This is a genomic window from Micropruina sp. (genome assembly GCF_047606665.1).
In the GTDB taxonomy this organism is placed as follows: Bacteria; Actinomycetota; Actinomycetes; order Propionibacteriales; family Propionibacteriaceae; genus Micropruina.
The window spans coordinates 64,480-79,572 of sequence record NZ_JASGEF010000041.1 but is presented as its reverse complement, the minus strand read 5'-3'; the positions used below and the strand labels follow the sequence as shown (position 1 = coordinate 79,572).

General features: G+C 68.3%; 16 protein-coding genes and 1 tRNA gene. 4 read left to right on the top strand and 13 right to left on the bottom strand.

The features are described 5' to 3' along the window. Positions 1-14 precede the first annotated feature (14 nt). From QM619_RS09760 to QM619_RS09745, 4 genes are all read right to left on the bottom strand, one after another. A complete protein-coding gene (locus tag QM619_RS09760) occupies positions 15-845 on the bottom strand; it encodes a hypothetical protein (RefSeq protein WP_415107485.1) in 831 nt (276 codons plus the stop codon). Further along, positions 845-1,417, bottom strand: a complete 573-nt coding sequence (locus tag QM619_RS09755) for an SAF domain-containing protein (protein ID WP_415107482.1) — start codon at positions 1,415-1,417, stop codon at positions 845-847. Before QM619_RS09755 ends, QM619_RS09760 begins: the two co-directional genes overlap by 1 nt. Before the next feature lie 158 nt (positions 1,418-1,575). Beyond that, a complete protein-coding gene (locus tag QM619_RS09750; RefSeq protein ID WP_415107479.1) occupies positions 1,576-2,361 on the bottom strand; it encodes a hypothetical protein in 786 nt (261 codons plus the stop codon). 10 nt (positions 2,362-2,371) lie between these two features. Further along, entirely contained in the window at positions 2,372-2,794 is a 423-nt protein-coding gene (locus QM619_RS09745; protein WP_415107477.1) for a hypothetical protein, read from the bottom strand. A 484-nt stretch (positions 2,795-3,278) separates the two neighbouring features. Between QM619_RS09745 and QM619_RS09740 the strand changes: the two genes are divergently transcribed. Beyond that, a complete protein-coding gene (locus QM619_RS09740; protein WP_415107474.1) occupies positions 3,279-3,473 on the top strand; it encodes a helix-turn-helix domain-containing protein in 195 nt (64 codons plus the stop codon). Between the two features lie 620 nt (positions 3,474-4,093). On the opposite strand, the gene QM619_RS09735 is transcribed toward QM619_RS09740, so the two are convergent. Next, positions 4,094-4,167, bottom strand: a tRNA-Pro gene (locus QM619_RS09735). 123 nt (positions 4,168-4,290) lie between these two features. Here QM619_RS09735 and QM619_RS09730 point away from each other — a divergent pair. Further along, positions 4,291-5,442: a hypothetical protein gene (locus QM619_RS09730; protein ID WP_415107471.1), complete on the top strand. Its 1,152-nt coding sequence runs from the start codon at positions 4,291-4,293 to the stop codon at positions 5,440-5,442. Positions 5,443-5,506: 64 nt separating this feature from the next. Here QM619_RS09730 and der read toward each other — a convergent pair whose 3' ends face one another. The 4 genes from der to QM619_RS09710 are packed head-to-tail and all read right to left on the bottom strand — an operon-like array spanning position 5,507 to position 8,804. Next, complete coding sequence (gene der, locus QM619_RS09725; protein WP_415107468.1) at positions 5,507-6,844, bottom strand: ribosome biogenesis GTPase Der; 1,338 nt, start codon at positions 6,842-6,844, stop codon at positions 5,507-5,509. Continuing rightward, positions 6,837-7,526 (bottom strand): (d)CMP kinase, encoded by a 690-nt coding sequence (cmk, locus tag QM619_RS09720; protein ID WP_415107465.1) that lies wholly within the window; start codon positions 7,524-7,526, stop codon positions 6,837-6,839. Before cmk ends, der begins: the two co-directional genes overlap by 8 nt. A 25-nt stretch (positions 7,527-7,551) precedes the next feature. Next, a complete protein-coding gene (locus QM619_RS09715) occupies positions 7,552-8,625 on the bottom strand; it encodes a prephenate dehydrogenase (RefSeq protein WP_415107462.1) in 1,074 nt (357 codons plus the stop codon). Further along, entirely contained in the window at positions 8,622-8,804 is a 183-nt protein-coding gene (locus tag QM619_RS09710; RefSeq protein WP_415107459.1) for a ubiquitin-like protein Pup, read from the bottom strand. The genes QM619_RS09715 and QM619_RS09710 overlap by 4 nt, the downstream gene beginning before the upstream one ends. A gap of 310 nt (positions 8,805-9,114) precedes the next feature. Here QM619_RS09710 and QM619_RS09705 point away from each other — a divergent pair, with 310 nt between their 5' ends. Beyond that, positions 9,115-9,585 carry an acyl-CoA thioesterase gene (locus QM619_RS09705; RefSeq protein WP_415107457.1) on the top strand — a complete coding sequence of 157 codons (471 nt, stop codon included), beginning with the start codon at positions 9,115-9,117 and terminating at the stop codon, positions 9,583-9,585. Positions 9,586-9,721: 136 nt separating this feature from the next. Here the strand turns inward: QM619_RS09705 and QM619_RS09700 are convergent, their stop codons facing one another. Continuing rightward, positions 9,722-11,086, bottom strand: a complete 1,365-nt coding sequence (locus QM619_RS09700; RefSeq protein ID WP_415107454.1) for a proteasome accessory factor PafA2 family protein — start codon at positions 11,084-11,086, stop codon at positions 9,722-9,724. A gap of 23 nt (positions 11,087-11,109) precedes the next feature. Here QM619_RS09700 and QM619_RS09695 point away from each other — a divergent pair, with 23 nt between their 5' ends. Then, the gene (locus QM619_RS09695) at positions 11,110-11,478 is read left to right on the top strand and encodes a DUF3054 domain-containing protein (protein WP_415107451.1); all 369 of its coding nucleotides are present in this window, start codon (positions 11,110-11,112) and stop codon (positions 11,476-11,478) included. Between the two features lie 65 nt (positions 11,479-11,543). On the opposite strand, the gene QM619_RS09690 is transcribed toward QM619_RS09695, so the two are convergent. Genes QM619_RS09690 through QM619_RS09680 form a run of 3 tightly spaced genes read right to left on the bottom strand, consistent with a single transcriptional unit; the run spans position 11,544 to position 14,946 of the window. Further along, on the bottom strand, positions 11,544-12,359 hold the full coding sequence (locus QM619_RS09690; RefSeq protein WP_415107448.1) for a SagB/ThcOx family dehydrogenase: 816 nt from the start codon (positions 12,357-12,359) through the stop codon (positions 11,544-11,546). A gap of 1 nt (position 12,360) precedes the next feature. After that, complete coding sequence (locus tag QM619_RS09685) at positions 12,361-14,625, bottom strand: TOMM precursor leader peptide-binding protein (RefSeq protein ID WP_415107445.1); 2,265 nt, start codon at positions 14,623-14,625, stop codon at positions 12,361-12,363. 6 nt (positions 14,626-14,631) lie between these two features. After that, on the bottom strand, positions 14,632-14,946 hold the full coding sequence (locus tag QM619_RS09680; RefSeq protein ID WP_415107442.1) for a hypothetical protein: 315 nt from the start codon (positions 14,944-14,946) through the stop codon (positions 14,632-14,634). Between the last annotated feature and the right edge of the window lie 147 nt (positions 14,947-15,093).

Sequence of the window (15,093 nt, the reverse complement as noted above, 5' to 3'; positions counted from 1 at the left end):
GCGCGACTTGTCGTTCATCGAGAGCGCCTCCCTCCCGTGGCGGCCATGTCCGGCAACCGGGCAGGCGCCTGCTCCACGGCCAGGGACCGGATCGCTTCGATCGCGGCCTCAACCGACCGCACATAGCCGGACCCCGCGAACGCCGCGGTTGCCGCCCGCGCGCCTCCGCGCCACCACGGCGGCACCGGCACCTCGTCGCCCTGCGAGAACACCCGCGCCAGCACCGGATCCCGGTCAATACCCGCCAGCACCGGCACCCCCAGCGCCCGGCGAACCTCGCCCGCTCCGTACGGCACGCCCGGGCCCACCAGCAACACCCGAACCAGATGCCCAGGACTCTCCTCGGCCGCCAACGACGCCGCCCACGACCGGTTCGCCGCCAACGACGGCAGATCACTCCCCATCACCAACAGGCAGACGTCCGAACTATCCGCCAGCGGCTGCGGCCAGCCATACGCACCCAACCGGCCCGCATCAACAATCACATCGGTCGCCGCCGCACCGTCCACATCACTCAACGCCTCCACCAGCGACGGCCACAACGAGGCCAAACCGGCCGCCTGCTCATGGGACCTGGTCCCAACAAGCACCGACGCCTGCGTACCCGGCACCGGCAACAGCAGCCGCGGCAACGCCTCCGCCACCACATCAGCCCGCTGAGCCACCACCAGTTCGATCAACCCCGGATGATCCACCTGCCCCCGGAAATAGCCAGCCAGGATCCCCGAGCCGCCCTTCGGATCCGCCTCCACCACAATCACCGGACGCGGCCACCGCACCCCGAGCGCGACAGCGGTCGTCGTCACCCCCGGAGCACCCGAGGCCGACATCAACGTCACCATCATCAGCGCACCCGCGCATCCAACACGATCGCCACCCGGCCAATCGCGGCCCGATCAGCGACCCGCGCCGCGAGCGTGTACGGCACCACGACATCCACTACCACCGTGACCCCGTCCGGCCCCGGCAGCGAGACCCCATGAACCACAGCCTCCACCGACGCCGGCTTCTCCGCAGGCTGGCCCTGGTCAGGGCTCGTCTCCACCAACCGCACCCGATCACCCGGCCGCAACGGCTCCGCCGGCAACCGGCCCACACCCACAGCGACACCAATGATCGTCTGCCCCACCCCAGGGATCACATCCGGCCCCACCTGATCAGGACTGAGCAGCGTGCCCGGCCCCAAATCACGCACCGCGCGCTGCCCGACCAACCCCTGCAAATCAGCTGCCGGCACCACCCGCAACGACGGGTCCACCACCACCCGCGCCACCACCAAATCATCGGCCGCGATCAACTCGCCCCGATCCACCGCTGCCCGGACCGCGACCACCTCCGTCGACGTGCTCGACAGCGTCCACATCGCAAGCCCCAACAGGCCGCCCAACACGACCAGGGCAACCGACCAGATCACCATCGAAGGCCGCCGCCTCAGCCTGACCGGGGAACCCTGCCCCGCAAGCCCATCCGCCGGTGGCGGTGCCACCGGACGCTGTGTGGTTGTCGCACTCATCAGATACCTCCCTTGGGGGCGATGAGGTCTCAAGTAGTCGGGAGCCTTCTACTCCCGCGGGTTCAACCGGTGATGATCACCTGGAGCTCCCCGATCTCCAACGGACGAGTCGCGGTCAGCGATAACCGAATCGCCCCCGACTGGCCGTAACCAGACCACCGCGCAACCCAATGCGCAGTAGCCCTCACCACGAAATGACCCTGCCTCGAATACACATAGCCGCACGTCGGGGACTGCTTCACACCCATCCCGTCAAACCACTCCGTGCCACGATTCCGGCAACGCACAACATCACCGTTACCCATGTCCCACTCGATCAGTTCGACCTTCGCCGTAAGGCTGATCCCGCCCGCGCTGATCGTCGCCGGACCATACGTCGTCCGCGCCGGATCCTGCACCCACAACCAGTTCGGCACCCCCACAAACCCCATCGAGCCCTGTCGCTTCGGCGTCAAACCAATCGTGATCGGCCGCAACTGCAACCGAGCAAGCAACGTCCGGGCCATCACCTCCACGTTCACCCGCGGCGGCGACCACACCCACATCAACGTCCCGTCCTCCAAGCACGACGACCGCGCCCACCCCGGCTCCGGACGATCCGCTACAGGCAAATCCGCCAACGCCGTACCCGGCAACGCAACCACACTCCCACCCCGGAACGACGAACAAGCCGGATACTTCGGCTTCTCACCGTCCCGCGAACCATCCTTCGACGGAGGAGTCGAAGGATCGGGCACAATTTCCTGGTGGTACTGCACTTCGCACGTGTCCGTCGTTTCGTTGCAATGAGCGCCGTCTGCCCATGCCGTTCGAGGAACCACAAATAGCAGTCCCAGCAAGAGGATCACGACCCATGCCCTAGCCATGGCAGGAATCCCCCGCGGGCCCCGAGAGTCCAAAGATCCGGAACTGAGGCTCACCATCGGCTTTGACAACCTGGTACTGGCGCAGATTGAACTCGGGGATCCGGTAACCCAGCGTGGCCTGATCGACGGCGTTGCCGTCCTTGTCGACGGCTTTGATAGCCCGCTGGTCGTAGCAACGCGTGACAACGATCTCTACCGCGTCACCGTGGTCAGCGGTCCCAGTCACGTTCGTCCAGATCGGTGAGACCGAGCCCGCGTACCGGAAACCGCGCTTCTTCAGGTCGAGGTAGCTCCCCACGTTCGCTTTGACGACGTCTCGTCCAGCCACTTTGGTCAGCAGCGCCGTCATCTGCTTCTCAGTGAACGCGGCCGGATTGTTCTCGATCCGCTGAGTCGCAGCCTTGTACGCGTCCACGGCGGCAACCGCGTCCCGCTCCACAGCCGACCACACCTGCGTCGGGGGCGGGGTCGGCGTTGGCGTGGCTGAACCCACGGTCGGGGAATGGGAGGCAGCGGGACCAGAGGGGCTGGGAGAACCAGCAGGGGTGCACGCCGACAGCAGGACGGCGACCGCACTCGCGGCCACGACGAGCGGCGCTCGTGACACCATGGCGTCTCCTTCCTACCTACCTCCCTAGGTCAGGAACAGTGGAGATTGGGACGCCCCCGCAGCCTCAAACTTCTTCAGCAATTTGCTCTTCACGCTACGTCTGATCCCTTTACTTGGCTACCCCTAAGTTCGAACTCATCGCGTCATCCCTTGCCAGAGGAAGGTTGCGGAGAGCCAGCTCCGCCGCGGATCGCCACCGACGAGTGCCCGGTTCTCTGCTCGGCATGTCCCAAACCCAGGTCTAGATCGGCCTAGGGAAGCACAGACTTCACTGGCCAGAGGAGGACCCGTGACCACCACGATCAACGGCGCGCAGCTGCTGAGCATCGCCCAGGCCGCCGAGATCCTCGGCCTGAGCACCAAGACCATCCGCCGGCGCATCGCCACCGGCGACCTGCCCGCCTACCGCAGCAGGCGAATGATCCGCGTGAAGACCGCTGACCTTGATCGGCTGTTTCACAAGATCCCTTCCGCACGGGATTGACTGACGCCGACTCAGTGACCGTCTTCGACAAGGCGGCAACAATCGCACGGTCCCGATCGGCGTGGCGCGCGATGGTGCATCGCCACACTTGGGTGTGGCGTGGCCGTGCGGGCCATCAACTCAGCCAGCGTGGCCCTGGTCTGCGCCACAAGGACGGCGCCTGTGTGGCGCAGATCGTGAACCTGAGGTCTGGCCGCCCAGACGCGGTACACGCCTGGTGAAACCTCTAGCCGAATGCCCGGGTGAATGTGCCTCCACGTCGGTGAGGCGAACAATAACCCGGTCCCGAGCGGTCCCGTGTGATCCTCGAGGTGCTTCCTCACATCGCTGCGATCAGGTGCAGAGAGAGGTACGTGCGCCCCACGGCTCCCTCGGCAGTGTTGGGGGCAGTCACAACCACCAACGTAGACCCCGATGGGCACGGATCACGGCCTCTTGCGTCGGGCAAGGTAGTCGCGACGCTCTTCACATGAACTGCACCGACGCCGGTTAGTCCGGGCTGACTGGATTTGCATCCCGGCGCTTACTGCCGGCTCCCTTTCGGGAAGCCTAGGATGCATGAGAGATGCACTGAGCGATTTGTCGCTCTCAACCACCCTCCCATCAGGGTAGATAACCCGTCGGGCTGACAGGATTTGAACCTGCGACCCCTAGACCCCCAGTCTAGTGCGCTACCAAGCTGCGCCACAGCCCGCTCTTCTGTTGTCGAGGCCTGGCGACCCCGCCGGATCACACTACACGGTGCGACCCGTGGCACTCAAAAGCAGTCCTGCGTTGGTCCGCGTGGCTGTCGGCGCCCGCCCGTAGACTGCTGCCTGTGACCAACCCCACTCCCCTGCTTCGACCCAGTCCGATGGACATCTCCGGGCTGTTCTCCAGCTCGTTCGAGGCTCTCAAGCGGCGCTTCGGGCTGTTCATCCTGCTGTCGCTCACCCCGTCGCTGCTGATGCTGGCGGTCTTCCTGTCCGCCGCTCTGATCGGCGGTAGCGCGGCGCTCACCCGCAACCAGAGTGCGATCGTCACCGCCTTGATCGTCGTCGCGGCGATCGTGGCGGTCGGCGGGCTGATCATCATGCTCGCGCAACTCAAGATGTACGGAATGATGACGCAGGGCGCCTACGAGATCGCGCAGGGCCAGCGTCCCGACTTCAAGGGGTTGCTGGTCCGCACCGCCGGCTTCCTGCCTCGGCTGGTCCCGGTCATCGCGATCTTCGCCGGCATCGTCATCGCCATCTACCTGGTGTTGATCGCGTTGCTGTGGACGGTGTTCGGCAGCCTGTCCAGTCAGGACGCCTCCGCGGCAGTCGCCGGCTTCTTCGGTGTGATGCTGCTGCTGATCTTCGTCGGCATTCCTCTGTCGATCGTGCTGTGGACCAGGCTGCTCTACCTGGTGCCCGCCGTCGTGATCGAGCAGCGCAGCGGCATGGACGCCCTGCGGCGCTCGTGGCGGCTCACCAAGGGCTGCTTCTGGCGCACCTTCGGGTACGCGATCGTGCCTCAACTCGCGGTGTCCATGGTGATGTGGGTGCTGAGCACCTTCACCCAGTTCGCGGGCGGTCTGATGGGTGGCGTGACACCCCAGAACCCCAGTCCGGCGGAAGCGCTCGCCTACCTGCTGGGCCTCATTCCGCTGCTCACCGTGTCTACCGTGCTGCAGTTGATCGTGCAGCTCTTCACGTCGCCGTTCATTCAGACCTACTACACCTACATGTTCATCGATCAGGTGCGGCGCGACGAGATGCCGCAGTACCGACCGGGCACGTCCGGCTACAGCCAGGGCGGCTACGGGGCGTCCGGTCCCCACCAGCCCGGATACGGCCAGCCGCCGCATCCGGATCAGCCGGGGGCTGGGACGTCGTATCCTGGTCAGCCTTATCCGGGTCCGCTGCCGGAATACCCGCCGCAGCAGTATCCGCCGCAGGCCGGCGAGCCCGGTCCGTCCCAGAATCAGTGGCCCGGACAGCGCTAGCGCCATCCGTCGCGGGCCGCGCGTGACGAGCCGGCCGACTGGCCGATCACGCTCGACCGCGAGCTTACTTCTTGCGCTTCTCCCGCGCCCGCACCTCGATGTGCACAGGGGTCCCGGCGAAGCCGAACTCCTCGCGCAGCCGGCGCCGCAGGAACCGGACGTAGCCCGGATCGAGTTGCCCCGAGGTGAACAGCGCGAACGTCGGCGGCGCGGTGTGGGCCTGTGTACCGAACAGGATCCGCGATTGCTTGCCGCCTCGCACCGGATGCGGATGGGCTGCCGTGATCCGGCCCAGGAAGGCGTTCAGCTTGCCGGTCGAGACTCGGGTTTCCCAACCTTCCAGCGCGGTTTCGATGGCCTTCGAGAGCCGGTCCACGCCACGTCCGGTGAGAGCGGAGATGTTCACCGACGGCGCCCAGCCGAATGCCTGGACGTCCTGCTCGATCTCGCGGTTCAGGTAACGGCGGCGTTCCTCATCGGTCAGATCCCACTTGTTGTAGGCGATGACCAGGGCCTTGCCGGCCTCTTCGGCCATGGTGATCACCCGCAGATCCTGGTCGGCGATCGGCTCGGAGGCATCGACCACCACCACGCACACCTCGGCCCGCTCGATCGCGGACGCCGTACGCAGCGACGCGTAGTACTCGTGGCCGGACGCCTCCTTCACCCGCCGCCGGATGCCGGCGGTGTCGATGAACCGGTAGACGATGCCGGCCACCTCGACCAGTTCGTCGACCGGATCGACGGTGGTGCCGGCGACGTTGTCGACCACCGAGCGCTGCTGGTGGGCGAGCTTGTTCAGCAGCGACGACTTGCCGACGTTCGGACGTCCCACGATCGCGACCCGGCGCGGACCGCCGATCTCCGCCTCGGTCTCCCGCGGTGCACTCGGCAGGGCCTCCATCAGGGCGTCGAGCAGGTCGCCGGAGCCGCGTCCGTGCAGCGCCGAGACCGGGTGCGGCTCCCCCAGCCCGAGATTCCACATCATCGCCGCCTCGGCCTCGTTGCGGGCGTCGTCCACTTTGTTGGCGGCCAGCACGACCGGCTTGCGACTACGTCGAAGAACGCCGACCACCGCCTCGTCGACGTCCTGGATGCCGACCGCGGCGTCCACCACGAACAGCACCGCATCGGCGGCCGCGATCGCCAGCTCGGCCTGCTCGGCGATCTGCGCGGCCAGCCCCTTGGCGTCCGGAGCCCACCCGCCGGTGTCGACGATGACGAACTCGCGACCGTTCCAGGTCGCGTCGTACGACACCCGGTCACGGGTCACCCCCGGCACGTCCTGGACGACCGCCTCGCGGCGTCCGATGATCCGGTTGACCAGCATCGACTTGCCGACATTGGGACGTCCGACGACGGCCACCACCGGCTTGATCAGCTCCTGCTCCGGCTCACTCACCGCCGGCCTCCGTTCCGGCTCGGGCCTGTTCGGCCAGGTCGACGACCGCGTCGATCACCTGCTCCAGGGACAGCAGGCTGCCATCGAGGCTGACCACGCCGTCCGCGGCGGTGGTGAAGTTCACCAGGGTGGAGTCGTCGGCGTCGCGGCGCAGAATCTGGTCGCGCAGCGCGGCGTCGTCGATCTGGCCGCCATGATCGAGCTTGCGGCGGGCCATCCGGATCTCCGGATCGGCGCTGAGCAGCAGCCGGACGTCGGCGTCCGGCGCGACGACGGTGGTGATGTCGCGGCCCTCGGCCACGATGCCGTTCGGGGCGGCCTCGACTATCGCGCGCTGCCGGGCGACCAGGTTCTCTCGGCAGGCCGGGATCACCGCGACGGTGGAGACGTTGCTGGAGATCCGTTGCGACCGGATCTCCTCGGTGACGTCGCGGCCGTTCACCCGCACCCACTGGTCGGCCGGATCGGTAGAGATCTCGATGTCGGCCGCCACGACGGCTTCGGTCACGGCGTCCGGATCGGAGCCTTCGACGCCGGAATCCAGATAGGCCACGGTGACCGCCCGGTACATGGCGCCGGTGTCCAGGTAGGCCAGGCCCAGGCGGGTGGCGACGCCGCGGGCGGTGCTCGACTTGCCGGAGCCGCTGGCCCCGTCGATCGCGATCACAAGCGGTTTCGTCATGGTTCTCCTCATTGCAGGTAGCGCATCACAAGGTGTAGCGCAGGGTCCAGCCGGCGGCTGTCATGGCCTCTTCGACGGCGGCGCGGGCCTTCTTCGCCACGCCGACCGCCAGATAGCCGATCTCGCGCTCCGGGTCGTGGTCGATCCGGACGTCTTCGACGTTGACGCCGGCGGCCTCGATGTCGGCGAACAGCCGGGCCAGCGCGCCAGGGGCGTCCGGGATGGCGACCACGACCTGGGCATAGTCAGAAGGCGCCGCGCCATGCTTGCCCGGCAGCGCGCGGACGCCGCGGCGTCCGTCGGTCAGGAAGCGGCGCAGCGCACTGGGATCCCCCCAGGAGTCGAGCAGCTCGGTCAGGGATTCGGAGATCGCCTCCAGCTCGGCCCGGACGGCGTCCGAGTTCGCGGCGATGATCTGGGTCCACATCTTCGGGTCGGATTCGGCGATCCTGGTGACGTCACGCAGCCCCTGCCCGGCCAGCTTCAGATGCTCGTCCGGCACCTCGTTGAGCCGTCCGGCGGTCAGCGTGCTGATCAGCTGGGGCAGGTGCGACACCTGGGCCACCGCCTCGTCGTGATGGGTGGCGCCCATCGTCACGATCCGGGCACTGCACAACCGAGCCAGATGCTGAACGGCGAGCACCGCCTTGGCCCGCGACGTGTCGTGCGGCGTGATCACCCAGGTGCGATCGACGAACAGATCCGGACGCGAGGTCAGCGGCCCCACATGTTGCGAACCGGCCATCGGGTGCGAGCCGACGTAACGTTCCAGCGCGATGCCGCGCTGGCGCAGGTCGGCCAGCACGGTGCCCTTCACCGAGCCCACATCGGTGACGGTGGCCTTCGCGTAGGTGGCCAGCGCGTCGGCAATCACGTCGGCGAGCGAGCCCGGCGGCACCGCGACCACCACCAGGCGGACGGCGGACGACTCGACCGGCTCGGTCGTGCCGCAGCCACGCGATGCTGCTACCCGGGCATGGGACGACACAGCATCGATCAGATGGACCTCGACGCCGGCCTCGACCAGGGCGGCACCGACCGACGCCCCGACCAGCCCGGTTCCGATCACCACCGCTGGAGTCAGGGTTGGTTCGTTCACTGGCCGCCCTTCTGCACGAAGGAGCGCACATACTCCTCGGCATCGCTCTCGAGCACCGAATCGATCTCGTCGAGCAAGGCGTCGTAGTCCACCACCAGCTTGGTGGCGGCCGGGGTCACCTCGACCTGCGGCTCATCGACGCGCGCGGTACCGCGCTGACGCTGGATGCGCTCGGCCATGGCTCCTCCTGTTCGACGAGACAGCCTATCGCGCGCCGGGCAGCACGCCCGCCCCGTCCTCATCAGGTGCAGCTAAGCCGGTTCCCCGGCGAAGCATTCTGAAATCGACCCCAGAGTGGACGCCCCTCGTCACCCCGACACGGGGTTGACTACGGAAACGGGTCAGGTGGGGCCCCTACTGTGGGGTCGATTTCAGACCGGTGCCCAAGTTCCTCCGTCCCCGCGGGCCACGGGGACGGTTCACCTGATCGCCCGCGTAAGGTCGTCTCTTTCCGCGTCCGAACCGATCCGTCGTTCTAGAGTGGTGCCCGTGCCGACGGACGAACTCCCACCCCGTACCCTCACTCTCACCGTGCTGATGACGCCGGAGACCGCAAACTTCGCCGGCAATGTGCACGGCGGCCATCTGCTGAAGGTCCTCGACCAGGTCGCCTACTCCTGCGCCAGCCGATTCGCCCGGCACTACTGCGTCACGGCGTCCGTCGATCGGGTGTGGTTTCGCCGCGCGGTGCATGTCGGCGAGCTGGTCACCTTTCTAGCGTCCGTCAACTACACCGGACGGTCGTCCATCGAAGTCGGGATCCGGGTCGAGGCCGAAGACATCCTGACCGGCGTACGCCGGCACACCACCAGCTGCTACTTCGTGATGGTCGCCCTGGACGAAAATGGCAAGGCGATGCCTGTTCCCCAGTTCGAGCCGGTCACCGACCTCGAGAAGGCGCGCTGGGCGAATGCCGAACAGCGCCGGGCCTTTCGGCTGGCAGGACGCTCCGACCAGTAGCCGGCGTCTGCGCTGCGCGACTCGGCATGGAGAGTTCGCTCCTGGTGACCGAGGGAACCGTCCCCAGTGACCCAGTGACCGGGAGAACCGTCCCCGGACGTTTGAAATTCGAACGCCGAAGAACCGTCCCCGCGGTTCAGAGGGCCGCGATGAACCGGTCGAGGTTGCCGGCTCGTTCGAGGTCGACCGCGGTTGCACCGAGCGGGTCGGTGAGGCTGAGTCGGCGGCGTCCGTGCGGGGTTTGGAGCAGGATCCATGACCAGTCGATGCCCAACACGTCGGAGGTCCGCTCTGCGACCAGGCGGCCGCGCAGGTGGGCACGGGTGTCGGTGGGCGGGCCAGCGATGGCTTGCTCGATCTCGGCGTCCGTGGTCAGCCGAGGCATTCGTCCGGCTCGCACCAGGGCCGCGTAGGGGCTGACCCGATCATCCAGATCGGCCCAGGCCAGATCGAGTTGCGCCAGTCGCGGATGGTCCCACCCCACGTCATCGCGGACTCTAAAGCTCTCCATCAGGGTAAGTTTCGCGACCCATTCCAGTTCGGTACACATCATTGGGTTCTCTGCCAACCTGTCAAGGGTTCGTCCCCAGAGCTGGAGCACCTCAGAGTCCGCAGAACCCGCAGCCTCCACCTGAGATCGATACTCCTGCTGGACCTCGACCGCGGTCCGCCACCTGCCGTCGGCCAACTCCAAGGGCGTGGCGCATCGCAGATCACGACTGATGGTGCGAACGGCGCCCAACGGGTCGGCCAGCATCGGCGGACGCAGTGCTCCCGCGTCGATCGCCTCGACCACGGCGGACGCCGTCCCCAGCTTGAGCAGGGTCGCGGTCTCCGAGCGATTGGCGTCCCCGGCGATGACGTGCAGCCGGCGCCACCGGTGCCGGTCGGCATGCGGTTCGTCACGGGTGTTCACCAGCGGACGCCGGATCGTCGTCTCCAGACCGGTGATCGCCTCGAAGAAGTCGGCACGCTGGGACAGCTGAAAGCCGGCCGCCTCGCTCGCCCGGCCGATCCCGACCCGTCCGGCACCGGTGAATACCAGTCTGGTCACCACGTAGGCCAGGAAGCCCTCCACAACCTGCGGCCATGGCGTCGCACGGTTCAGTAGGTAGTTCTCGTGATAGCCGTACGAGGCACCCTTGCCGTCGGTGTTGTTCTTGAACACCCGCACCGGTGTGCCGATCCGCTCTCCTGCCGCCACCGCTGCCCGCGCCACGATGGCGTCCCCCGCCAGGTCGGCGAGCAACGCCGCCCGCGGGGTGGTCACCTCGGGCGTCGAATACTCCGGATGCGCGTGATCGACGTACAGCCGGGCTCCGTTGCCGAGGAAGCGGTTGTGGGCGTCCTCGATCGGGATCGGATCGTCGGGATCGGGACGCGCGAGCGTGGCCGGCCCCGCATGCGCATCGACCACCGCCGCGGCCAGCGCCGTCGGGTGTAGATCGTGACGTTTCGGCGCGAGGATGCCGTACTCGGTCTCGGCACCCAGCAGCGGCATGCCCCTCATCGTAGGGTTGGGTCGTGAAGTCATGGACGGCGTTGGCCCTCGATCTGCTCGTGGTGGTGGTCTTCGCGGCCGTCGGACGCCTGTCGCACGCCGAGGGCGCGGACGCCGTAGCCATCGCTCTCACGGCCTGGCCGTTCGTGGTCGGTCTGGTGGGCACGACCGTCGCCTTGCTCGGAATGAAGCGGCCCACCGAGCAACTCCTCAACGGGGTGATCGTCTGGCTCGGCACCCTGGTCTTCGGCATGTGGATCCGCGCCGGCTCGGGTGCCGGCGTCCAGCCCAGCTTCGCGATCGTCGCTGGCATCTTCCTCGTTGTCACCATGCTCGGTTGGCGCCTCATCGCCCGGGTCCGCCTGCGGCGGAGCGCACCCTCACACCGCTGAACAACCCGCTCTCAGGACCACGACTGCCCCAAACAACCCCATTGACAAGGGTTCGACAAACCTCTCTACGCGGTTCCGGTTCCCGGCGAGGTGCCGCGTTCGAGTGCTCGCATTCCCATCCGATCGGACGCCGTGGCGTCCGGCAGGCCAATGGCACTGCAGTACAGCGGAATCTCGCGCTCGATGTCGACTCCGGCCAGCGTCGCCAGTTCGTCGTCGTAGAAGCCGCCCAGGTTCACGGCTCCCAGTCCGAGCCCGGCGGCGGCCAGGTTCAGGTTCTGCATCAGGTGGCCAGCCTCGAACAACCCGTAGCGATAGCCGCGGTCGCCGTACTTGCTGAGGCTCCGGCCGCCGGCGAAGCTGAGCACGCAGATCAGCGCCGCCTCGGCCACCCACGGCTGGCCCATGAACAGGTAGGTGAGGAAGGCCGGCGGCAGCTCGACGGCACGGACCAGCTCGAGCCCGTGACTGGCCGGGACGTAGTGGTGCACCCCGGCGGCGATCCCGTCGACGGCGCGCACCAGCAGGGTGATCTCCAGCGGATACAGTCCGCCGCCGGACGGCACCGGACGGTCGAGCATGATCGGTCCGCTCCGGTTCTCGATGCCGTAGCCGGCGGCCAGCAACGTCGACAACGTCCCCAACGGCACCGCGTCGACACGGAATCTCCGACAGGACACCCGCGCCCGCATCGCGTCCGCCAGTCCGATGTCGAGCCCCATCGGGGCCGGCAGCGGCGTCCAGGGCAGGCCGCCGTCCTCGCGTCCGGGGACGACCGGCGGCGATTCGCCGCCTGACGAGGCGTTGAACAGCCAGCGCGCGGTGGCCCGGTGATATGTCCAGGCTGCCGGGGTGTCGTCGGCGAAGGCGAAGTCACGCATCTCAGGCCAGCGGATGAGGGTCGGGGTTGAGGTCCGCGCGGCCGGCCGGCCGGTCGCGCCACCCCCACCGGTACGGAGCGGCGAACAGCCGCGGATGACCGAGCCGGGCCTGGTCGGCGCCGAAATGGATCGGCTGGAAGCCGGGCACGATGCCGCGCACCACCCGGACGCCGAGCTCGGCGACGTCCGGCGGGGTGACGTCCACGATCAGCACGTCGCCGGCGACCGCGGCGAGGGACGCCACCAGGTCGTCCAGGGTGCTTCCGCAGGTGGGCGGCGTCACCCAGTCGATGGCATCGGACGTCCGCAGGTGCGCCATCCGCCCGCTCGCGACGGCGTCGGAGTAGAGCAGATCGTGATCTTCCAGTTCGACCACCAGGGACGGGTCGTCGACCAGCCGGGCACGATGTTGTCGGACGTCGGGGTCCTGCAGCCGGGCGCGCAGCGCCGGACGGACCTGACCCACCTCCAGCACCGCCGAACGGGCGGCCCGGATCGGGTCCTGGGACGCCCCGAGCCCGACCACCGCCGCGGGTTCGTCGCCCCAGCCGACCGCCATCGCGACGAAGGCGGTGCCGTCGGTGGGCAGCAGATGCAGGTCGATCCGGACGCCGCGTCTGCGGTACAAGGCGGCCACCGCCGCCGCGTCGGCGTCCGGAATGGTGCGCGCATCGTAGGGCTGGGTCGCCAGCCGGTGCGCCCAGGCGATGCAGAAGGCGTCCCGCTCGATCACCTCCAGCAGCGCCTGTTCGGCCGCGAATTCCACGGTCGGCCCGGCGGCGAATCCGTTCGAGGTCGGTGCGAACAGCAGCTGGCGCCGAGGCCACCTGCTGCCGTGCAGGGTCACCGCCTGGAACGGCACCCAGACCTCGCCGCCGTCGACCAGCGACCGCCCCGGCACCCAGTCCAACGGCAACTCGTCGTGGTAGCGGGCATGGCCTAGCCGGGCGGCGTCCTCGGGGGCGAAGAGGACCAGGTCGTGGGGGTCGAGACTCGCGCCGGGCAGCTCGCCACGGGGGCAGCGGATGGCCCGTTCCGGCGTCCAGGTCAACGAGGCGTAGCGTTCCAGCGCCTCGCCGAGAGCCCCGCCGCGGGCCGCGAGCTGGGTCATGCCCTTGCCGGAACAGGTGATGAAGGCGTCCTCACCCTGTCCGTAGAGCACGTTCGCCAGCTGCGCCCGCACGATGAACGGCTGCCGGGGTTCCTGGACCGGTTTCGGCACCACATCCAGGTAGCGGATCAGCCCACACAGCTCGCTGACCGTGCGGGCCGCGATCTCGTCGAAGTCGGTGACCGGGTCAGCGGGTTCCGCCGGCGCCACCGGCGGCGGGGCTTTTTTTCGGCAGGCCGGGCAGTCCGGACGCGGTATCACCGGATGCCGCGTGGTGGTGCCCTTCAGCTGGTCGACGACCATGACGGTGCCGGGCAGTTCGGTGGGCAACGCCGATGTGGTCAGCGCGATCGCCTCGCGGACGGCGATCGCCCAGGCCGTGTCCCGCAGGCCGGGCAGCAGCGGCCGGCCCAGCGTGGCACGGGTGCGGTCCAGCGATTCCTCGCGGGCCATGGCGACCTCGAAGTCGTCCGAGCAGGCCAGGGCACGCATCCGCCAGCACAGATAGCAGGGGCCCTCACCGGGCAACACCAGCGGGCCGAGCGAGCCGTACGAACCCTCAAGTGCGATGAACAGCGCGGGTGTGCCGGCGTCCAGGCAGGCCCGGTTGACCCAGGCGCGGACGGCCGTCCAGCCCGGGTCGACGGCGCAAACCACCAGGTCACGGCCGGCCACCCACGCACCCAGATCGTCGGAACGCACCTGCTCGGGCAGGACGCGCTCGACGGTTCCGATCGCGGCCTCGCCCGCGAGCGTCGCCAGCCCCGCGCCGTCGGCTTCGTCGGCGATCAGCAACAGCCGGACGCCGGCCAGCCGGCGGGCCAACGCGGCGCGCGTCGCGACGTCCGTGCTCAGCAGACTCAGCCACGCCGGCTCCGGATCGGGACTGCTCTCGGTCACCATCCCGGCCTCGATCAGCCGGTCGACCAGCCGGGACACCTCGGACGCCGGCAGGTCACCGAGCGCGGTCAGCAGCGTCTCGCGGTCCGGGTGGGGCGCCAGGGCAGGGAGCAGTCGATCGCGGACGGCGACCGCGACGCCACCGTCGAGCCGGAGCATCCCGGCCGGGCTGGCCAGGATCAGGTCGGCACCCTGATCGAAGACCTCCAACCCGGCGGCGGTCGCCAGCCGCCGGGTCGGGGTGTCGGTGTCCACCTGTGCTCAGCCGCCGAGCCCGCCGAAGCGCTGCAGCCCGCCGCCCGCGATCGGCCCCTGGTTGCACGGTCCGCAGGTGCATTCGAAGATGCACGGCACCCAACAGCTGCGGGTCACGGCACAGACCGAGCTGCTGCACAGCCGGGGCCGGAAGCAGTCGTTGATGCCGCAGAAGTCGCCGAAGTCGGCGGCAGCTGCCGACACCTTCCGGAAAGCGGCCAGCTCTTCCTCGGTGAACTGCGGCGCGGCGCCGCCGGCAACCTGCTTCTCCAGGCTTTCGAGTCGGCCCTTGAGTTCGTCGAACTCTTCTTGACTAGGCATGATGCCTCCAATCGTCGGTGCGGCGCGACCGCGTAGCCGCGTCCATGGCGGATGAGCCGTTGCCACGTTCAGCCTGCGCTTCACCGCCGGCACCGGCAAGGTGGAAGAACTGCGTACGCCTTTGACGTATCCGGCTGCTGCCGTGCG